This window comes from Thauera sp. WH-1, assembly GCF_047806685.1.
Classification (GTDB): domain Bacteria; phylum Pseudomonadota; class Gammaproteobacteria; order Burkholderiales; family Rhodocyclaceae; genus Thauera.
Map to the genome: position 1 here is coordinate 20,546 of NZ_JBLQGP010000004.1, position 19,203 is coordinate 39,748.

The following is a 19,203-nucleotide window of genomic DNA, read 5'->3' on the forward strand; positions in this document are numbered from 1 at the left end:
GACCGTGATACGCCGCAGTGCGCGGCGTACAAATTGCATTCTAGTCAGGCGCAGCCACTTTGCCGGGCCGGCTGCGGTGCCGGCTGGTCGTGGCGCGAGGGCGGGGGCAAGAATAACCGGCGCAAGGCGCGCCGCAACGAAAGCGCGCCCGGCCTGGGGGCCGGGCGCGCAGACCCGCGTCGAGGGGCTTACTTGAGTCGTGGCGTGACGCTGTGCACGTCGATGCTGAGGCCGTTCGACTTCAGGTCGGTGGCGGTGTAGACCGCGGTGACGTTGAGCTCGACGTTGCTGACGATCTCCATGAAGCCGATCGTCAGCGGCATCGGTGCGCTCGACGGGGCGCCGAGCAGCATCTCGGTGATGCGGCAGCAGTCGTCCATGGTCGCCGCATCGGCGGGCAGCTTGATGCGGTCGCCGAGGCGGCGCTTGACCACGCGCGGCTCGCGGCCGAGCGCGGCGCCGGCGAGCACCATCGGCATCAGCCACTTCTCGACCTCGGCGTCACGGCACTTGTGGTTGTGAATGTTGATCTCGGTGGCATAGACGCCGGGGCGCACCGGGGTGCAGCCGCACTCGCAATCCTGCTGCGTGCCGCAGACGAACTTCACGCTGTAGCTGTAGCGGCAGGCCGGGATGGTGATGCGCGTGGGTTTCCTGGCTACCACGGTGTCGTCGGCGACGACGTTGAGGAAGCCGGTGAAGACCTTGTCCTCGGTGCTGCAGCGCACGCCGCCGGCGCTGAAGACGACCTCGAACTTCAGCACGTGGTCCTCGTCACCGGCGAGCGGGCCGAAGCCGCCGGCCGGCGTGATCGACACCACGAAGGGCGCGATCGCGGCGTCGGGTACCAGGCTGACGTTGTCGATGGAGCCGACCACCGCCTTCACCAGGTCGATGATGGTGTTGACGATCGAGAGCGCGTCGATGCCACTGACGTGCTGGCCGCTGGTGGCGGTGGCGATGCGGGTGGCCTGTCCCGCCGCGCCACCGGCTGCGCCGCAGGCGCCACCGTAGTCGGTGGACAGCGGCACCGGGTCGGCATCGAGCGCGCCGGCGGTGCCGGTGACGGTGCTGATGGCGATCACCGCGATGTCCTCGCCGACCAGCTTGTTGGTGACGCTGGCCTCGCTGATGGCGTAGGGCAGGCCGGAGATGGCCTGGCACACCGGGTCGTGCGCGGGCGCGTCACCGAACCAGACGATGATGCGCTTGGCGCCGGCACGCCAGCCGATCGAGCCGCCGCCGGGCGGCACGGCGAGCTGGTCGAGGGCGAAGAACTGGCCTTCCGGCGTGTCGCCGCCGCCGCTCGCGGTCCACGCGTTGATGGCCGCCAGCACGGCGGCCGGTACGTTGGTGACCGGCTGCTGCGCGGCGAAGGCATAGGGATCGGACGGGAAGTCCTTGTAGTTGCCCACGCCGTAGGCCAGATCGAGGCCGAGCGCACCGAGCGCGTTGAGGATGTTGGCCGCGCCCGCCTTCACCGCGGCGAGGATGCTGCCCATGCTGCCCGTGGTGTCGGCGAGGAAGAAGATGTCGGCCTTCGACACCGCGCTGCTCTTGGGGATGGTGACCGTGATGGTCTCGGCGAAGCGATCGCATTCGCCCAGGCGCAGGTCGTTGCGCGACGGGTCGAGCTTGATCCGGCGCGGCTCCAGCGCCTCGAATGGAATGTCGGGGAGCTTGGGGCGGAACAGCGCCCGGCCGCTGGCGGCGCGCAGGCCGCTGGTGTCGACGACCGTGCCGGCGTCGTCCAGCACCACGCTGACGCCGGGGTCATTGGGTTTGTCGGCGGCGGTCGCGGTGAAGCGGAAGACCGGCTTGCCGGTGGTGGCGAGGACGTCCTCGGCGACGTCGCGCAGCACCGGTTCCCTGATCTCGGCCTTGGCCGCGAGGGTCTTGAGGGCGACGCGCTTGAGCGCATCCAGATCGTGGGTTTTCATGATTTCGCTCCTCATGGGGTCGTTCTTGGGGTCAGGACGGCGTCGCCGTCACAGGCGTCACATCGATCGATGTGGTGCCACTGGCGGGGTCGGTCACCGTGTAGGTGGCGGTGATGCCCAGCTCCACCATGCTCGTGATCTCCAGCACGCCGGTGCTCAGCGGGACGGCGCCGGCCGGTCTTGCGCCGAGGCTGGACTCGAGGATCCGGCAGCAGTCGTCCATGGTCGCGGTGTGTGGGAGCAGCGTGAGCTTGTCGGTGCTGGTCGCCGCGGCCAGGCTCGGGTTGCGGGCGCGCACGGCGCCGGCGAGGACCAGCGGGATCACGCGCCGGACGATGTTCACCGGGCGGTCGCGCAGGTTGTGCACGGTGATCTCGGTGGCGTAGCGGCCCGGCCGTGCCGGGGCGCAGCCGGCGCAGGCCTCGGTCTGCTCGCCGCACAGGAACTTGACGCTGTACACGTAGCGTCGCAGGTCGGGCGGCGTCACCACGACGACGGGGCGCTCGGGCTGGACGAGGCCGACGGCGGGCGGCTCGCCCGCGGCCGGATCCCAGCACAGCTTGATGCGATAGGCCCCGTTGCCGAGGTCGCTCAGTGCGCCGGCGAGGGTCGTGCCGGGCTGCGGCTGGATGGCGAAGGCGTGGGCGCGGCCGGGGCCGAGGTGGTTGCCGTAGCGGTCACGCGGCGTGATCGTCAGCAGCAGGCATTCGCTGCCGTCTGGCCCGGGGCCCAGCGGTGTGCTGCTGAGCTCGGTGCGCCCGGCGTCGATGCCGACCGCCACCACGAAGCTCCAGCTCAGCTCGCGCGCGCTCGCGCACGGTGCCTCGAAGGCGGCCCTGACATGCGCCGTGTAGTGGCCCTCCTGGGTCAGCTGCTCGGCCAGGGCGCGGCCGTAGATGCCGCCGGCCTCGAACAGGCCGCCGGTGTCGGCCGGGCGGTCGGTCAGCGCGAACACCTGCTCCGCGTACGTCACCGCCGGCTCGCCATGGGTGGCCTCGTAGGCGCGCAGGCTGGCGTGCACCGCGTCGAGCGTGTCGCCGGCCTGCACCGTCGGCGGCTGCAGGCCGGTGGCGGTGAGCAGGTTGCCGACGCCGCGGGTCGGCCGCGACAGCGTCAGCGTCATGGCGGCGTGCTCGGGCCAGCTGCCGTCGTCGTAGCGCAGCATCAGCAAGGGGTTGATCGTGTCACCGGTGTAGTAACGGCGGCGGGTGCCGGCTACCGGCAGCAGACGCGGACCGCCGCCCGGAATCACGTTGACGAAGTAGCGCAGCGCGGGGCCGGGCGGGGGGAATTCGCCGCTGCCGGGCGGACGGCGCACGCGCACCTGCCACGCACCGCTGCGCTCGCCGCCGTGCGGCAGCGGCACGCGCAGGAAGCTCCAGGTGCGCCCGGTGGCGGTGAGCACGCCGGCGGCCGCGGGCGACACCACCGCGCCGCCGGGCGTGGTGAGCTCGATGCGCAGGCTGGCGTCGGGCCGGTCCCAGCCGATCACCGCGGTGATGACGTCCTCGGTGCACACCGGGAAGCCGATCGCCTCGCCGTCGGCGTTCGCGGCGAGCGCGTACTCGGGGTCGAACAGCACGCCGGCCTCGAAGATGCTGCCGAAGGCCTGGGTGAAGAACTTCTCCAGCGCGAGGCCGTTGCCGGCCCGCATGTACAGCCCCTCATGCGCGGCCGCGAGCTCCGTCAGCAGTTCGCCGTCGAGGTTGGCCTCGGTGCCGAAGCCGATCGCATGCACCGCGATCGCCCCCAGCTCGCCCTCGACCTCGTCGATGAAGCGTGGTCGGTTCTGCATGCCGTCGGTGAGCAACAGGATTGCGCGCGGGTTGGCGCCCGGCGCCGGGAACTGCAGGCGTGCCGCGTCCAGGCCTTCGCCGATGCTGGTCGCGCCGCCCGGCAGCAGGCCGCCGACGACGCCGCCGGCGAAGGGCGGGCCGCCGATGAGGCTGTTCTTGCTCGCATTGCTCACTGCGGCGATGGGGAAATCGACCGGGCTGGTGGTCGTGGTGGCGAAGGACACCAGGCCGACGCGATTGCCGGTACCGGCCTGCACCAGCTGCACGAACAGCGACACGGCGTCGCGCGCCGTCTCGATCTTGCTGCGGCCGCTGCCGTCGTCCTCGACCATGCTGCCGGAGCGGTCGACCACCACCATCACGTCGCGCGTCACCGGCGGCGGCGGTGCCGGCACGGTGTCGAGGAAGAAGGCCGCGGTCGGGTAGTAGATCAGCGCGCCGCCGGCGCAGGGGTTGCCGTGCGACAGGATGCCGACGATGCGCCCGGCGAGGTCGAACAGGCCCGAGCCCGAGCTGCCGCCGGAGACGTCGAAGTCGGCCGGCACCGCGATCGCCAGCGGGTTGCTGGCGCTGACCGCGGCGAAGCCGGGATGCGGGATGGACAGCTTCTTCACCGCGCCGTTGGGGTGATGGATGCCGAACACCTGTTCGCCGGCGGCCGGTACGTCGTGGCGCATCTGCAGCGCGGGGATGCCGGCCGGCGCGGTCGCCAGCTGCAGCAGGGCGTAGTCGTGGGTGCCGTCCCAGCGTCGCTGCAACACCGCGCTGACCTTGTGGAAGCGGGCGGCATAGCCCGGCGGGCGATTGCCGGCGCAGTCGGTCTGGTAGTCGAACACCACGGACGCGGTCTCGGCCTCGGCGGTGGTGATGCAGTGGCCGGCGGTGACGACCTTGTCGGCGTCGACCAGGGTCACCGAGCAGGTGGACACGTGGTCGCCGTGGATCGACACGATCATGCCCACGCTGCGGGCGACCTGGGTGCGGACGTCGGCCGGCACGCAAGCCACGTTTTCCCAGTTGGGCGGCTCGCTGCAGTACCAGAAGGGGTCGTAGATCGGCTCGACGTAGACGGCGTCGCCGAGGAAGGGGTCGCAGTTGGACAGTGCGCCCGGATCCTGGATGCCGGCATGGCGCTCGCCGCGGCCGTAGCGGTCGATCTGCACGCTGCCGCTGGGCGCGCCGCTGGCGACGTAGCGGATCGGCACCAGGCCGCCGGCGAGGGCGTGGAGGTTGATCGGCCGCGTCCAGAACTGGCTGCCGTCGGCGGCGGTGAACAGGTCGGTGTCGTAGCCCAGATCGACTTCCAGCCGATTGCCTGCCGGCAGGCTGACGTTCTGGAAATGAAGGATGACGAACTTGGTGCCGCCGGGCGCCGGGGTGTGGGCAAAGGCGTGCGACCAGGTGTTGGGGGCGTCGGCTGGGGCGCCGCCATCGGGCCCGATGGTGATGGGCGCGATGATCTGAAGCGTGCCGGTGGCGTGGGACATGATGGCCTCCTGCTGTGCGCTGCGATGGGGGCTTCGCAGTGAGGCCATGCTAGGGCGGCCGGCACCGACGCTGCAGTGCGTCAGTGCCGGGCCGGATGTGACTTATTTACCTTGAAGCTCGGACAGGCGGCGACTACGCGCGAGCGGCCGGCGCCCCGCGCTGGCGAGCCGGCCCGGCGCAGGCGCCCCTCAGTGGCGGCAACCCGGCGGCAGCTGGTAGTAGGTGGTGGTGACCACCCCGCCGGCGGACACCGTCTGGAAGGGGCCGATCAGCACGCAGTGCGAGCCGGTGTGGCCGAGGACGCCGACCGACTGCAGGCGGGTGACGGTGGTGCCGACCAGCTTGGCGCATTCGGGCAGCTGCGTCGCCGTGCCGGCGTGGGTGCGCTCGGCCTCGGCCAGGCGGCAGGGCGGCGCCGGCCGGCCGCCGGCATCGACCACGATGAGCTCGCCGCTGGCGCCCACCAGCACGCCGCCGATCGCCCCGCCACTGGACAGGACGTCGCCGGCGACCGGCGCGCCGCCGGCGACCGGCGGTTGCCAGGCGGCACGGGGCACGCAGCCGGCCAGCGCGGCGAGCGCGAATGCGGCGCAGGCGCTGCGGCCGACCGTATCGAGGAAGGGGTGTGAGGTCTGTGGCGTGGGCATGAGGTGTCTCCTTCGGGCGTGATGCCGCCGCCCGGCCCGCCGCAGGAGGCGGCGTCGCCGACGGCGGCTAGAAGCGCAGCTGCAGCTGCAGCAAGGCGGTACGACGCGGGAAGTACAGCGGCACCCGCGGATTGCCGTTGAGGTCGGTGTCCTGCAGCGCGAAGCGGCGATCGAACAGGTTGTGCACCGACACCGACAGCGCGCTGCGGCGCCCCGGGCCGGTGTAGGAGAGGCGGGCATTGGCCAGCCAGAAGCGCTCGCTGCGCTGCACCGAGCCGCCCTGCAGCCTGTCGGTGACGGCGCTTTGCTGGCGCACCCGCAGCGCCTCGAAAGCCGTGCTCCAGCGCTGATCGAGCCTGAGCCACAGTTCCAGCGGCAGCGCGTCGCTGCGGGTGTCGTGCGGCAGGCTCACGAGCGCCGCGGCGTCGCCAGCCAGATGCACACGCTCGTAGCGCCACGCCGCCGACAGCGCGGCACGCTGGCCGAGCGGCAGCGCGACATAGGCGCGGTGCAGGCGCTCCCGCCAGCTTGCACGGCAGTCCGTGTCACTGCAGCCGAGCCCGGGCACCGACAGCGTGCGTGTCGACCACTCCAGCCCGGCCATGACGCCGTTGGCAAAGCGATGATCGAGGCCGGCAGCCGTGCGCCGCCAGCGCGTGCCGTCGAGGTCGTCGAAGAGCTGGTTGAAGCCAGCGAACTGGGTGGGCTCGAGCGTCTGGTCCTGGTACTTCGGGCCCTTCAGCCCCTGCAGCGTGGCCAGCCGCAGCGTGGTGCCGGGCGCGGGCTGGAAGCTGGCGCCGAACTTGGCGCTGAAGCCCTGGTGCGCGACCGCCGGGCTGCCCGACAGGGCGGCATAGGCGCCGCCGAGGTGCACGGTGGCCCAGGGCGCGGGGCGCAGGTCGAGGTAGGCGAAGGCATTGTGATGTTCCAGCGCTTCGCGCGTGCGCTCGGGGGCGGGTGCTGGCGACGGAAAGCCGACGACGTTGAAGCGGTCCTCGAGCGTCTGCCGTCGGCTCTCGCGGTAGCTCCCCAGCCCCATCGCCAGGCTGTGCTGCGGACCCCGGGCACCGTGCAGGAGACCCAGCTCGCGCGCCTGCAGCCGGGTGCGGACGTCGAGCTCGGCTTCGACGTCGAAGCCGAACAGCGAGCGTGTGAGCCGGTCCAGCGTGGCTTCGCGCGCGTGTTGCCAGCCGGCGCTGAGCAGGTACTCGCGATTCACGTCGGGCGTGTGGCGAACCGTCAGGCGGCCACGGTCGGTGCGCACCTCATGGCTCACGCGCTGGTCCCAGGCCAGCGCGGCGCCTTCGAGAAGGCGCGGGACGACGTCGCCGCCGCGGCGCTCGTCATGGCCGAGCTCGGCGTAGAGCATGGTCTCGGCGCTGGCGGCAAACTGGGCGCCGAGCCGGCTGCCCGACAGCTCGGTGTCGTCACGGTCGCCGAGGCCGTCGTGGCGGTAATCGAAGTGCCCGAAGGAGACCTGCGCCCGCGCGCCCGAGTGGGCGCCGACGAGGCTGTCGCCCACCGTGTGCTGGCTGCCGCCGAGCAGGGTGGCGGCCAGGTGCGAGGGCCGGCGCTCGAACAGCGCCGCCGCCTCGTCGGGTGCGAGTGCGCGCGGCCCGGCCACGATCGGCAGATCGCGGCTGAGGAACTGGGGCGGAATCGGGGCCTGGCCGATCGGCTGGCGCACCTGCGCCTGCAGCAGCGCGCTGAGCCGGGCGCTTTCGAAGCGCGGCGTGTCGGCATAGGCATGGGCGAGCAGGCGATGGCCGGCGGCTGCGAGCGCATCGTCGTCCAGTGTGCGCATCGCCGCCGCCAGCATCGGCTGTTCGAAACCGACCTCGCCGTAGGCCGCGGCCAGCGTGGCGCTGCGTGCGGCGCGGTCGCTGTCGAGCAGCTGCGACGAGCGCAGCACGGCGCGATTGTCGTTGCGTGCGATCGCCTCGCCGGCGTCGGCGATGGCCCCGAGCGGATCGTTGTCGCGCAGCTTGCGGAAGGCGTCGAAGTACCAGGGCGTCGGCGAGGCCGGGTCGAGCCGGCGTGCGAGCGCGAACTGCGCGCCACCGAGCGCAGAGCGATCCTCCTCGACATAAATGCGGCCGAGGTAGCTGCGTAGCTCGGCATTGCCGGGGTCCAGCATCACGGCGAGCTCGATGTCGCGCCGGCCGCGCGCCAGCTCGCCGTTGCGCACATGGGCGAGACCGCTGCCGAGGCGGGGCAGCGGGTCGGTCGAGTCGTCGGCGACGGCGGCGCCGAAGTGCGCCAGTGCGACACGGGTGTCGCCCTCCAGCAGGGTGGCAAAGCCGAGCAGGGCGCGCGCCCGCGGCAGCGTAGGCGCGCGCGCCAGGGCCTGCTGCGCCGATGCGCGGCCGGCGGCGACCTGTGCCAGCGACAGTTCGAGTTCGGCCTGGCGGGCCCAGGCGAAGGGATGCTCGGGGGCGATGCGCACCGCCTCGCGCGCGGCCGCCAGCGCCTGTGGCAGCGCGCGGCCTGCCTGCAGGGCGTGACTCAGCGCAAGGTGGGCGGCGGCGCTCGCGCCGGGCTGCGCCACCGCCTGGCGGGCCGCGACGAGGGCGCTGCCGGGGTCGTTGCGGGCGACGTGGATCACTGCCGCGAGTGCGCCCGTGGTCACGTCGCCGGTGGGCGCGCGCGCATCGAGCAACGCCTGGGCGCGGTCGACCCGCCCCAATGCCAGCAGCAGGCTGATGCGCAGCGCCTCGACGGCGGCGACCGGCGCGGCCGCGGGCAGGGCTTCGAGCAGGGCGAGCGCCTCGCTCGCGCGCCCGGCTGCCATCGCCTGCTGCGCGGCGGCGACCGCCTCGCCCGCGGCCGGCTCGAGGGCGGCGCGCGCGGCGGCGTCGAGCCACACGACCTGCGGGTAGTGGATCGCCCAGCGCACCGCATCGAGCGGGCGCACGTCGATCGCCCGCGGGGCCGTCCCGGCCTCTGCCTGGGCAGCTTCGCCACTGGACAGGTGCCGTACACCGAGCGCGTTGTGCACCCGCAGCGCGCCTTCGGCCACCACCACCTGGGCGCCTGCAGCGGTGCTGCCGACGGTGAATTCCGTGCCCTCGACGAGCGCGTTGACGAAGGGCGTGACCACCTCGAAGCGCTGACGCAGGCGGGTGAGGACATGCGCAATGCCGCGGCCGAGTCCGAGCGCGACGTCGGCTTCGGGGGCGACGCGCGCGAGCTGCAGGGTGGTGTTCTCGTCCAGGCGCACGAGGACGTCATCGCCGAGCGCGATCGCGGCCCGCCCCGGTGCGCGCACGGTGATCTGGTCCCCCTCGCACAGCGGCTGCGGCGGCGCGATGCGCGTCCAGCCGTCGTTGCCGGCCGCGCGCCGCTCGACCACCCCCTGCGCCGACAGCAGGCGGCCGGCGGGGGGCTCGCAGGCGAGCGCCGGCGGGCACAGGGACAGCAGCGCGCACACGGCCGCGCTGCTCAGCGCACCGATGAGCCGGCTCCGGGAAAAACCGCAACGGCATGAAGACGTGCTGCTCATCGTCGGCTGGCGCTCCGTCCGCGGGTTGAAGGGCTGAACTCATCTTAGTCACGCGGAATGAGGATCGCCATGTCGGCGGTGTGCGCTGGCAGCGCGGTCTACTTGCCCGGCAGGATGGCCGCGCCGCGCCAGCATGCGCCCGGCGCCTGGCCGGCAAGCTGGCGGCAGTGCTCGGCATAGAAGGCGGCCGGGCCCGTGTCGCCGGCCTCGCGGGCGGCGGCGAAGTGCGCGCCGGCGGCGGCGAAGTCGGCCTGCTCGAAGGCGGCCAGCCCGAGCGCGAAACGCTCGGCGGCGGCCTGCGGCACGGCTTCGTGCGACACCTGCATGAGCTCGATCGTGTGCGCCTTGCCGACGAGCAGGAAACGCCCGAGCCGGCGGGTGAGGGCGGCATCGAGCCGGGCGCCGACCGCGGCCGAGGCGAGCACGCGGGTGTGCAGGTATTTGTTGGCGCCCTGGATGCGGCTGGTGGTGTTGACGATGTCGCCGACGGCGCGGATCTCGCGCCGGCCGTCGGCACCGACCTCGCCGAAGAACACCGGGCCGCAGTGCAGGCCGAGGCGGGTGGGGAGTGCGCCCTCGGCGGCTGCAGCGCCGGCGGCGTTCATCGCCTGGTCGAGCGCGAGGGCGGCGCGGCAGGCCTGGTCCACCGCGGACTGTGGCTCGTCATCGGCGATCCACAGCGCCAGCGCGGCGTCGCCGACCATGTCGGCCACATGGCCGCCGTGGCGCTCGACGATGGGCACGAAGCGGGCGAAGTAACGGTTCAGGGCGTCGCGCGCGGCCTCCGGGCTGAGGGCCTCGGACAAGGGGGTGTAGCCCACGATGTCGGTACAGAGGCACACCGCGAACACCGTCCTGCCGCTGCGCACGTCGCCCAGCACGGCCGCCAGCCGCTCCATCGCGCGGCGCGGCAGGCCCAGTTCGGCCGCCTGCTCGAGCAGGGCCTGGTGGCGCCGGTCGCGGCGACGCTGCGCCACCATCCCCAGCACGATGGCCACCAGCGGCGCGACCAGCGCCGGCACTACCAGCGGCAGCCACAGGAAGGCGGCGAAGGCCCGGTGGGCGATCCACACCCAGGCCAGGGCCAGGGCCAGCGTGATCGCCAGCGCCGTGCGCGCCCGCAGCAAGGCCCACGGCAGGGCCAGCAGGCCGGCGTGCAGGCTCACCAGCGCCAGCGTCGCCGCCGCCGGCGGACGCTGCAGCGAGGCCTGCTGCAGCAGGTTGGCGACCGCCGTCGCACACAGCTCGACACCGCTCACGTCGACCCCGTCGGCGCCGCTGTAGGGCGTCGGATGGGCGTCGATCTGGCGCGACTGGTTCGGCTCGGAGTAGCCCACCAGCACCGCCTTGCCGGCGAAGGCGGCGGCGCCGGCGGCGGGGTCGGCGAGCAGTTCGAGGGCCTGCGCATAGGGGATGGTGGGGATGGTGCCGAGCGGGCCGTGCAGGTTGAGGAGGCGACGCGGCGGCGCCAGCAGGAGCGCGGGCAGGGCGCCGGAGGGCGGTGTGAGGGCGGTGCCGGTCTCGGCCTGGCGGTGTTCGAGCATGCGTGCCGCCATCACCGTCGGCAGCGTCGGCCGGTCCGCCGCGGTGGGCACGACGGTCCAGAACTCGAGGATGCCGTGCGGCGTCTTGGGCAGCACGAAGGGGGCGGTCGCCATCGCGGCGTCGGCGAACAGCGGCAGCGGAAGGATGCGCCGGTCGGCGGTGGCAAGGGTCCGGCCGTCGGCATCGCGGATGGTCTCGCGATGGATGGTTTCGGCCAGCACCACGTTGCCGGCTTCACGCAGGGCGTCGTGCAAGGCGCGGTCATCGGCCGCGTCGTGCGCCTCGGCGAACAGCATGTCGAAGCCGATCACCGCGGCGCCGTGCGCCACCAGTCCGTTGACCAGGCGGGCGTGCAGGCTGCGCGGCCAGCGCTCGGGGCGGTCGGCAAGGCCGAGCGCCTGGGCCGAGGCGGTGTCGAGGGCTACAATCACGACATCGGGCGAGGCCGGCCGGATCCCGCGCAAGGCGTAGAGCAGGTCGAGCCCCGGCCCGTTCTCGACGTCGGCCAGCGGCGACAGCCACAGTGCGGTGACGAGGCTCATGGCCGCCGCCGCCAGTCCGAGCCAGCCCCGGCGATGCTGCGCGGTTGAGGGCGCCGCGGCGGTCATGGCTCAAGCCCCACGCGAGGGTGCCGACATGGGCGGTCTGGACCAGGTGGACTTGTTCGCCGGCCTCGAGCCGGAACAGCTCGCGGCCATTGCCGGCAGCGCCCGCCCGCGGGTGTTCGCGCGCGGCGCCATCATCGTCAGCGAGGGCGACGAGGGCCTGGGCCTGTTCATCGTCCAGCGCGGCGCGCTGAAGGCCTTCGTGGTGGACGACAGCGGCCGCGAGCTCACCCTGTCCCTGCTCGGCCCGGGCGAATACTTCGGCGAGCTCGCCCTGCTCGATGCGGCGCCGCGCTCGGCCTCGGTGATGGCCCTGGAGCGTTGCGAGCTGCTGCAGATCTCGCGCGCCGCCTTTCTCGCCGTCGTCGAGCAGAGCCCGGCCCTGATGCTGACGCTGCTGCGCAACCTCGTTCGGCGGGTGCGCGACCTGACCGACAGCGTGCGCGCGCTCGCCCTGGTCGACGTGTTCGGCCGGGTCACCCGCCTGTTCGAATCCCTCGCCGTGGAGCGCGATGGCCAATGGGTCATCGAGCGGCAACTCACGCAACAGGACATTGCCAACCTCGTCGGTTCCTCGCGCGAGATGGTGAACCGGATCCTGCGCGATCTGGTGATCGGCGGCTACTTGTCGGTGGATCACCACCACATCGTGCTGCACCGCAAGCTCCCTGCACGCTGGTAGCCTCGTCCGCCTTCATCTTAGACAACGTGCCCGCGCGGGTCAGCGCGACCGCGCTGCGCCTGGGTGTGCGCAGCGCGGCCCCTGCCTTTTGTGGCGGCGTGATCGGGGCACCGGTGCGCTGCCAATTCGCTCGCCATTAGATAATTATCAAAAGCTGAAGTAGCGAGGCGTTCTAAACTGGAATTTCGTTGAACCGGATCGTGGAGGGCTGACATGAACGTTCCACATACCCGTGCTGCGAGATGGCTGGCGGGGGTGTGCCTGATGCTGGCGAGTGCGCTGGCCTGGGCCACAACCGGCACTGCGGACCACAGCAAGTTCAAGGAACTGCAGGGGCCATTCAAGTCGGGCGAGGAGGTCACCGCCGCCTGCCTGTCCTGTCACACCGAGGCCGCCAAGCAGGTCATGGCCACGCGCCACTGGACCTGGGAATACGTCAATCCCGACACCGGCCAGAAGCTGGGCAAGAAGACCATGCTCAACGGTTTCTGCATCGGCGACCGCTCCAACGAAGCCTTCTGCCAGTCCTGCCACATCGGCTACGGCTGGAAGGACCAGACCTTCGACTTCACGGCCGAGAACAAGGTCGACTGCCTGGCCTGTCACAACACCGGCGCCTATCGCAAACTGGCCGGCTTCGCCGGTCATCCGCCCTACGAGCGCATCGAGTTCCCGCCCAAGTCCGGCATCTTCGTCGAGGCCACCGACCTCGCCAGCGTGGCGCAGAACATCGGCGCCACGTCGCGCCGCACCTGCGGCGCCTGCCACTATTTCGGCGGCGGCGGGGACGGCGTCAAGCACGGCGACCTCGACTCCTCGCTCAACAAGCCCGACAAGGCGCTCGACGTGCACATGGCGGCGGACGGGCTCAACTTCAGCTGTGCGAGCTGTCACAAGGCCGACAAGCATGCCGTAGCCGGCAGCCGCATCAGCATGACCGGCGCCGACCCGCACGGGGCGATCATGCGGGGCCAGAAGACCGACCGCAACCCGGCCACCTGCCAGGCCTGCCACGGCGACCGGCCGCACAAGGGCGACTTCCAGCATTCCGAGCGCCTCAACGACCACACCCGCACGCTGGCCTGCCAGACCTGCCACATTCCCGCCTTCGCGCGCGGCGGCGTACCAACCAAGATGGGCTGGGACTGGTCGACCGCCGGCAAGCTGACGCCCGAGGGCAAACCCTTCCAGCTCAAGGACGACAAGGGCCGCGTGATCTACGACAGCAAGAAGGGCGACTTCGTGCTCGGCGAGAACGTGCAGCCCGACTACCTGTGGTTCAACGGCCAGGTGAGCTACACCCAGCTCGACACCCGCATCGACCCCGCGACCCGGGTCGCGATCAACACCTTCCACGGCACCCCGGGCGCGCCCGATGCGCGCATCTGGCCGGTGAAGACCTTTCACGGCAGGCAGCCCTACGACACCGAGCACCTGACCCTGCTCGTGCCCCACACCGCGACGCCGGACGAAACCGCCTTCTGGTACAACTTCGACTGGCCCAAGGCCCTGCAGGCCGGGGCGGAGGCCACCGGTCAGCCCTACAGCGGCAGGTTCGACTTCGTCGACACCTCGATGCTGTGGCCGATCACCCACATGGTCGCGCCCAAGGACCAGGCGCTCGACTGCGGCAGTTGCCATACCGATGGCGGGCGGCTCGCGGGAGTGCCGGGGGTGTGGATGCCCGGCCGCGACCGCAACGCGCTGCTCGACACCCTCGGCTTCGGCCTTGCCGGCCTGATGCTGCTCGGCGTGGTCGGCCACGGCGGGCTGCGCTTCCTGACCCGCAACAGGCGCAAGGAGCACTGACATGAGCGAGCGGATCTACCTGTTCACGCGCTTCGAGCGCTTCTGGCACTGGGTGCAGGCGGCGCTGATCATCACCCTGCTGTTCACCGGCTTCGCCATCCACGGCAGCCATGGCCTGCTCGATTTCCGTACCGCGGTCGAGGTGCACGAAGTAGCGGCCTGGCTGCTGATCGGGCTGTGGATCCTGGCGATCTTCTGGCACTTCACCACCGGGCAGTGGAAGCACTACCTGCCCACGCTGCACAACCTCGACCGCATGGCGAGCTACTACGCCTACGGCATCTTTACCGGCGCGCCCCACCCCTACAAGGTCACGGTCGAGCGCAAGCACAACCCGCTGCAGCGGATCGCCTACCTCGGTGTGAAGCTGCTGATCAACCCGCTGGTGTGGATCTCGGGCCTGGTGTACCTGTTCTGGGGGCGGGTCCAGCCGCTGATGCCCGACGGCCTCGGCCTGCAGCAGGTGGCGCAGCTGCACACCCTGGGCGCCTTCCTGATGCTGGCCTTCCTGATCATCCATGTGTATCTGGCCACCGCCGGCCACACGCCGCTCGCCCACATCAAGGCGATGGTCACCGGCTGGGAGGACGTGGAGGACGGGCGCGGGGAGGGCGGCGCGACCGCCACGCCGGCTGCCCCTGGCCGGCGCTGAGGCGGTGGCAGGCGGGGTTTTTCCCACCCCGCGGCCGGCGTCGAGCAGGCGGCGCCATCACCCGGTCGCTCAACTTTGCTGCGGGCTGAGGTCTAATGGGCTCCCCAAGCGCAGAGGAGCGTGTGCCCATGAAGACCCCCCGCATCGTCGTGATGGCCGGCAGCCGCCGTGCCAAGGCCCTGTCCCGTCCTGTCGCCCGCGCCTGCGCGCAGGCCCTGGCGGCAGCCGGGGCCGAGGTCGAACTGATCGAACTCGCCGACTACCCGGCGCCGCTCTACGACGGTGACCTGGAGGCGGCGCACGGCCTGCCCGATTGCATCGTGCGCCTGCAGCACAGGCTCCATGCGAGCGACGGCCTGTTGTTGGTGAATCCGGAATACAACGGCTCGATCACGCCGCTGATGAAGAACACCCTCGACTGGTGCTCGCGCCCCAATCCGGCCGATCCGGCGCGCTCGGGCGGCGCGGTGTACGCGGGGCGGGCGGCGGCAGTGGTGGGCAGCTCGCCGGGCGCGCTGGGCGGAATGCGCGCGCTGTTCCACGTGCGCGACATCCTCGGCTACCTCGGCATGCAGGTGATCCCGCAGCAGCTTGCGGTGGCCAAGGCCGGCGAGGCGGTGGGCGAGGACGGCCGGCTCAGCGATCCGGCGCAGCAGACGATGCTCGACAAGCTGGCCGCGGCGCTCGTCGATACCGCGCGCCGCCTACGTGCCTGAAGCCTGCTCCGCGCGCCGCAGGGTGCGGAGCAGGTCGCGCGCCTGCTGCAGCACGCGCTCGGCCTCGGCGGCGTCGAAATCGCTGGCGTAGCGCTTCTTGACCCCTTCCTCGTTGAGCAGGAGGTGACGATCCGGCTGCACGCCGCGCTGCGCCAGGCTGCTGCGGGTGCATTGCAGCGCGCAGCCGTCGATCGCCAGGATGGGACGACCGGACCGGGCGATCCGCACCAGGTGGGGCACGTTGCCGCCGACGCCGGCAATGCAGGACATTTCCGCGTCGCCTTCGCGGTCCAGGCGCAGCGCGACGTGATTGGCCATCTGCGCGGCGCTGGAGCAGCCGGAGCAGGAATAGACGAGCGGAAGGTGCTTGTTGCGACCGGCCATCGTGTGACTCCTTCGATGTGTTGGGTGCCAGGAGGCGGCTACACGCCCCACACGACGGGCGTTTCCTCGCGCAGCGACGCCTCGAGCATGTTGAGCAGGGGCCAGGCGCGCTGTGCGAGCCCGACGGGCGCATTCATGCCGCTGCGGCCGGCTTCCTTGTCGGCCTCGTCGTCGTCTTCGGTGCGCCGGCGCTCGAGCTCTGCCTGGCGCTGGCGATCCTCCTCGATCGCGGCCTTGAGGCGGGCGATGGCCTCGGGAAGCTGCTCGACGGTGACGATCCCCTTGCCGTCGGCCGGATCCTTGCCGAGGATGGCGATGAGCTTGCTCGCGGTGTCGCCGAACATGATGACGTCGGCACTGGCGTTGGACTTGAAGGTGACCAGCATGGAATCCATCCTTTTCTGGTTAGAGGCCTTTGACTGCGTAGATGCCGGGCGCGTTGCGCCAGTAGCCCTTGTAGTCCATGCCGCAGCCGAACAGGAAGCGGTCGGCGATGTCTAGGCCGGAGAAGTCGGCGCGCATGCCGGGATAGGCCTTGCGCTCGTGCACCTTGTGCACCAGGACGGCCGACAGGACATCGGCCGCGCCCTCCTGGCGCAGGTGCTCGATGATGGCCTGCAGGGTGTGGCCTTCGTCGAGGATGTCGTCCAGCACCAGCACGGTACGGCCGCGCAGGTCCTGCGTCGGGCGCACCCGCCAGTCGAGCAGGGTGCCCTGCAGGGCATGGCCGTAGCGGGTGGCGTGCAGGTAGGCCACTTCGAGCGGGAAGGGCAGGCGCGGCAGGATGCGGCCGGCGAAGATGAGGCCGCCGTTCATGACTGCGTAGACCAGCGGGTTGCGATCGGCCAGCCTGGCGGTGATCTCGCCGGCCATGCGCTCGAGCGCCCTTTCGACGGTGGCGTCGTCGGCCAGGCAGTCGGCTTCTTCGCGCGCGCGCTTGAGTTCGTCGAGGTCGATGGGCATGGGCGCAGTCCTGAAGGCCGGGGGCCTGGTCGGGGATAGGCCCTGCATTTTAGCGCCGAAGCGGCATGGGTGCTTGTGCGCGCTGCTGCGCCGCGGTAAAAGGTGCGGGTCTTCGCTGCTGCCGGAATGCCGCCATGCCCATCCACGAAATCCGCCACCCGCTCGTGCGCCACAAGATCGGCCTGATGCGCGAGGGCGACATCAGCACCAAGAAGTTCCGTGAACTGACCGCCGAGATCGCCCGTCTGCTCGCCTACGAGGCGTGTCAGGACTTCCCGCTCGAGACGGTCGAGATCGAGGGCTGGGCGGGGCCGGTCGAGGTCGAGCGCATCAAGGGCAAAAAGGTCACCGTGGTGCCCATCCTGCGTGCCGGCCTCGGGATGCTCGATGGCGTGCTCGACATGATGCCGAGCGCCAAGGTGAGCGTGGTCGGCATCGCACGCAACGAGGAGACGCTGCAGCCGGCGCCCTACTTCGAGAAGTTCGTCGGCCAGCTCGACGAGCGCATGGCCTTGATCATCGACCCGATGCTGGCGACCGGCGGCTCCATGGTGGCCACCGTCGACATGCTCAAGCGCAAGGGCTGCACCCATGTGCGTGCCCTGGTGCTGGTGGCCGCGCCCGAGGGCATCGCCCTGATGAACGCAAGGCACCCGGATGTCGACATCTACACCGCCAGCATCGACAGCCACCTCAACGAGCACGGCTACATCATCCCCGGCCTGGGGGATGCGGGCGACAAGATCTTCGGCACCCGGCACAACTGATTCGCCCACGGCGATGGCGGCGCCTGGGCGCGGACCGTGACACCCTTCATCGGTGCTTCATCGATAACGACAACCAAGCCGGCTGTGCGGCCGCCTCGCCGCGACGGCCCGGCGGAGAAACGCCATGCGTGAAATCCCCATCCAGTCGGCCGACCCGTTGTGGCGGCAGGCCGTCTCCGGCGCCCAGATCCTGTTCGTCGCCTTTGGCGCGCTGGTGCTGGTGCCGCTGCTCACCGGGCTGAATCCCGCCCTCGCGCTGCTGGGCGCCGGTGTCGGCACCCTGCTGTTCCAGCTCATCACCGGCCGCCAGGTGCCGATCTTCCTCGGCTCGAGCTTCGCCTTCATCGCGCCGATCATCTTCAGCATGCAGACCTGGGGCCTGTCGGCGACCATGGGGGCGCTCGCCTGCGTGTCGCTGATGTATTTCCTGTTCGCCGGCGTGGTGTGGAAGCACGGTGCCGAGATCGTGCACCGCTACATGCCACCGGTGGTGGTGGGGCCGATCATCATGATCATCGGCCTGTCGCTGGCGGCGGTGGGCGTCAATATGGCGATGGGGCGCTCGGGCGACGGCAAGGTCGAACTCGTGCCCTACGCGACGGCGATGACGGTGGCGGCGATCTCCTTCGGCGTCACCGTGGTGGTGGCGATCTTCGCCCGCGGCTTCCTGAAGCTGGTGCCCATCCTGGCCGGGGTGGGGGCGGGCTATGTCGCGGCCGTGCTGTTTGGCCTGGTCGATTTTGCCGCGGTGGCGGCGGCGCCCTGGTTCGCCATGCCGCAGTTCGTCGCCCCCAGCTTCGAGCTCGCGGCGATCCTGTTCATGCTGCCGGTGGCGCTGGCGCCGGCGATCGAGCATGTGGGCGATGTGCTGGCCATCGGCGGTGTGACCGGCAAGGACTACACCGAGAAGCCCGGCCTGCATCGCACCTTGGCCGGTGATGGCGTGGGGGTGCTGTTCTCTGGCCTGATCGGCGGGCCGCCGATCACCACCTACTCGGAAGTCACCGGCGCGGTGACGCTGACGAAGAACTTCAACCCGGCGATCATGACCTGGGCGGCGGTGCTGGCGATCATCCTGGCCTTCTTCGGCAAGTTCAATGCGCTGCTGGCCTCGATCCCGGTGCCGGTGATGGGCGGCATCATGATGCTGATGTTCGGCTCGGTGGCGAGCGTGGGCCTCAATACCTTGATCAAGGCGCGCACCGATCTCGACGAGCCGCGCAATCTCGTGATCGTGTCGGCGGTGCTGGTAATGGGGATCGGCGGGCTGGCGCTGAACTTCGACGGCCTCACGCTGCAGGGCGTCAGCCTCTGCGGGGTCGTCGCCGTGGCGCTGAATCTGGTTCTGCCGAATCGCCAAGGGCGCGCCTGAGGGCGCGCAGCGCCACCCGCAGCGCGGGGGCGAGCGCCGGCAGCAGTGCCGCGGGCGTGCCGCGCAGGCGCTTGTAGAGCAGCCAGCCGAGCCAGGCGCCCTTGGCCACGCGGGCGGTGAAGCGGGGGCGGGCGAAGAGCAGCACTAGGGCGCCGACCGACAGCAAGGGCGCCTGCTCCTTCGCCCACGCGAAGTGGTCGCGGACGCCATCGACGCGATCGAGCACGCCCTCGATGCCATCGAGGCGCCAGGCGAGATTGTCGCGCTGGGCGGCTGCGCGCAGCTGCAGGCGCTGCTTCTTCAGTGCGATGTCGATCAAGCGCTCGTCCATGCCG

At 71.2% G+C, this 19,203-nt stretch carries 15 protein-coding genes; 6 read left to right on the top strand and 9 right to left on the bottom strand.

Translation table 11 applies throughout. The annotated features are described in order from the left end of the window. Positions 1-188 precede the first annotated feature (188 nt). The 5 genes from ACMV5O_RS05690 to ACMV5O_RS05710 form a co-directional block, all read right to left on the bottom strand. Complete coding sequence (locus tag ACMV5O_RS05690; RefSeq protein WP_416162584.1) at positions 189-1,940, bottom strand: hypothetical protein; 1,752 nt, start codon at positions 1,938-1,940, stop codon at positions 189-191. Between the two features lie 31 nt (positions 1,941-1,971). Continuing rightward, complete coding sequence (locus ACMV5O_RS05695; protein ID WP_416162585.1) at positions 1,972-5,223, bottom strand: trypsin-like peptidase domain-containing protein; 3,252 nt, start codon at positions 5,221-5,223, stop codon at positions 1,972-1,974. Positions 5,224-5,412: 189 nt separating this feature from the next. Then, positions 5,413-5,871, bottom strand: a complete 459-nt coding sequence (locus ACMV5O_RS05700; protein WP_416162586.1) for a hypothetical protein — start codon at positions 5,869-5,871, stop codon at positions 5,413-5,415. A gap of 67 nt (positions 5,872-5,938) precedes the next feature. Next, entirely contained in the window at positions 5,939-9,373 is a 3,435-nt protein-coding gene (locus tag ACMV5O_RS05705) for a FecR domain-containing protein (protein ID WP_416162587.1), read from the bottom strand. A 98-nt stretch (positions 9,374-9,471) separates the two neighbouring features. Beyond that, positions 9,472-11,460 carry a CHASE2 domain-containing protein gene (locus ACMV5O_RS05710; protein WP_416162588.1) on the bottom strand — a complete coding sequence of 663 codons (1,989 nt, stop codon included), beginning with the start codon at positions 11,458-11,460 and terminating at the stop codon, positions 9,472-9,474. Positions 11,461-11,524: 64 nt separating this feature from the next. On the opposite strand from ACMV5O_RS05710, the gene ACMV5O_RS05715 reads away from it, so the two are divergent. The 4 genes from ACMV5O_RS05715 to ACMV5O_RS05730 all read left to right on the top strand — a co-directional run bounded on the left by ACMV5O_RS05715 (position 11,525) and on the right by ACMV5O_RS05730 (position 15,382). Then, on the top strand, positions 11,525-12,205 hold the full coding sequence (locus ACMV5O_RS05715; protein WP_416162589.1) for a Crp/Fnr family transcriptional regulator: 681 nt from the start codon (positions 11,525-11,527) through the stop codon (positions 12,203-12,205). 213 nt (positions 12,206-12,418) lie between these two features. Continuing rightward, complete coding sequence (locus ACMV5O_RS05720; protein ID WP_416162590.1) at positions 12,419-14,014, top strand: tetrathionate reductase family octaheme c-type cytochrome; 1,596 nt, start codon at positions 12,419-12,421, stop codon at positions 14,012-14,014. 1 nt (position 14,015) lies between these two features. Beyond that, positions 14,016-14,666 carry a cytochrome b/b6 domain-containing protein gene (locus tag ACMV5O_RS05725; RefSeq protein WP_416162591.1) on the top strand — a complete coding sequence of 217 codons (651 nt, stop codon included), beginning with the start codon at positions 14,016-14,018 and terminating at the stop codon, positions 14,664-14,666. Positions 14,667-14,794: 128 nt separating this feature from the next. Beyond that, positions 14,795-15,382 carry an NADPH-dependent FMN reductase gene (locus tag ACMV5O_RS05730; RefSeq protein WP_416162592.1) on the top strand — a complete coding sequence of 196 codons (588 nt, stop codon included), beginning with the start codon at positions 14,795-14,797 and terminating at the stop codon, positions 15,380-15,382. Here the strand turns inward: ACMV5O_RS05730 and ACMV5O_RS05735 are convergent. The 3 genes from ACMV5O_RS05735 to ACMV5O_RS05745 are packed head-to-tail and all read right to left on the bottom strand — an operon-like array spanning position 15,371 to position 16,729. Beyond that, entirely contained in the window at positions 15,371-15,766 is a 396-nt protein-coding gene (locus ACMV5O_RS05735) for a putative zinc-binding protein (protein WP_416162593.1), read from the bottom strand. The two genes, ACMV5O_RS05730 and ACMV5O_RS05735, sit on opposite strands and share 12 nt — an antisense overlap. Positions 15,767-15,804: 38 nt before the next feature. After that, a complete protein-coding gene (locus ACMV5O_RS05740; RefSeq protein ID WP_416162594.1) occupies positions 15,805-16,152 on the bottom strand; it encodes a DUF1840 domain-containing protein in 348 nt (115 codons plus the stop codon). A gap of 19 nt (positions 16,153-16,171) precedes the next feature. Continuing rightward, positions 16,172-16,729: a hypoxanthine-guanine phosphoribosyltransferase gene (locus tag ACMV5O_RS05745; RefSeq protein WP_416162595.1), complete on the bottom strand. Its 558-nt coding sequence runs from the start codon at positions 16,727-16,729 to the stop codon at positions 16,172-16,174. A 134-nt stretch (positions 16,730-16,863) separates the two neighbouring features. Here ACMV5O_RS05745 and upp point away from each other — a divergent pair, with 134 nt between their 5' ends. Then, positions 16,864-17,496 carry a uracil phosphoribosyltransferase gene (gene upp / locus ACMV5O_RS05750; protein WP_416162596.1) on the top strand — a complete coding sequence of 211 codons (633 nt, stop codon included), beginning with the start codon at positions 16,864-16,866 and terminating at the stop codon, positions 17,494-17,496. A gap of 124 nt (positions 17,497-17,620) precedes the next feature. Beyond that, positions 17,621-18,868, top strand: coding sequence for a uracil-xanthine permease family protein (locus tag ACMV5O_RS05755; RefSeq protein WP_416162597.1), 1,248 nt, complete (start codon positions 17,621-17,623; stop codon positions 18,866-18,868). On the opposite strand, the gene ACMV5O_RS05760 is transcribed toward ACMV5O_RS05755, so the two are convergent. After that, a complete protein-coding gene (locus ACMV5O_RS05760) occupies positions 18,801-19,199 on the bottom strand; it encodes a YqjK family protein (protein WP_416162598.1) in 399 nt (132 codons plus the stop codon). The two genes, ACMV5O_RS05755 and ACMV5O_RS05760, sit on opposite strands and share 68 nt — an antisense overlap. Positions 19,200-19,203 lie beyond the last annotated feature (4 nt).

Bases quoted from the DNA above. Each gene is read 5' to 3' on its own strand.
- ACMV5O_RS05720 (WP_416162590.1), top strand. From the start codon at position 12,419: ATGAACGTTCCACATACCCGTGCTGCGAGATGGCTGGCGGGGGTGTGC.
- ACMV5O_RS05690 (WP_416162584.1), bottom strand. From the start codon at position 1,940: ATGAAAACCCACGATCTGGATGCGCTCAAGCGCGTCGCCCTCAAGACC.
- ACMV5O_RS05700 (WP_416162586.1), bottom strand. From the start codon at position 5,871: ATGCCCACGCCACAGACCTCACACCCCTTCCTCGATACGGTCGGCCGC.
- ACMV5O_RS05715 (WP_416162589.1), top strand. From the start codon at position 11,525: ATGGCTCAAGCCCCACGCGAGGGTGCCGACATGGGCGGTCTGGACCAG.
- ACMV5O_RS05755 (WP_416162597.1), top strand. From the start codon at position 17,621: ATGCGTGAAATCCCCATCCAGTCGGCCGACCCGTTGTGGCGGCAGGCC.
- ACMV5O_RS05695 (WP_416162585.1), bottom strand. From the start codon at position 5,223: ATGTCCCACGCCACCGGCACGCTTCAGATCATCGCGCCCATCACCATC.
- ACMV5O_RS05725 (WP_416162591.1), top strand. From the start codon at position 14,016: ATGAGCGAGCGGATCTACCTGTTCACGCGCTTCGAGCGCTTCTGGCAC.
- ACMV5O_RS05705 (WP_416162587.1), bottom strand. From the start codon at position 9,373: ATGAGCAGCACGTCTTCATGCCGTTGCGGTTTTTCCCGGAGCCGGCTC.
- ACMV5O_RS05710 (WP_416162588.1), bottom strand. From the start codon at position 11,460: ATGAGCCTCGTCACCGCACTGTGGCTGTCGCCGCTGGCCGACGTCGAG.
- ACMV5O_RS05740 (WP_416162594.1), bottom strand. From the start codon at position 16,152: ATGCTGGTCACCTTCAAGTCCAACGCCAGTGCCGACGTCATCATGTTC.
- ACMV5O_RS05760 (WP_416162598.1), bottom strand. From the start codon at position 19,199: ATGGACGAGCGCTTGATCGACATCGCACTGAAGAAGCAGCGCCTGCAG.
- upp (WP_416162596.1), top strand. From the start codon at position 16,864: ATGCCCATCCACGAAATCCGCCACCCGCTCGTGCGCCACAAGATCGGC.
- ACMV5O_RS05745 (WP_416162595.1), bottom strand. From the start codon at position 16,729: ATGCCCATCGACCTCGACGAACTCAAGCGCGCGCGCGAAGAAGCCGAC.
- ACMV5O_RS05730 (WP_416162592.1), top strand. From the start codon at position 14,795: ATGAAGACCCCCCGCATCGTCGTGATGGCCGGCAGCCGCCGTGCCAAG.
- ACMV5O_RS05735 (WP_416162593.1), bottom strand. From the start codon at position 15,766: ATGGCCGGTCGCAACAAGCACCTTCCGCTCGTCTATTCCTGCTCCGGC.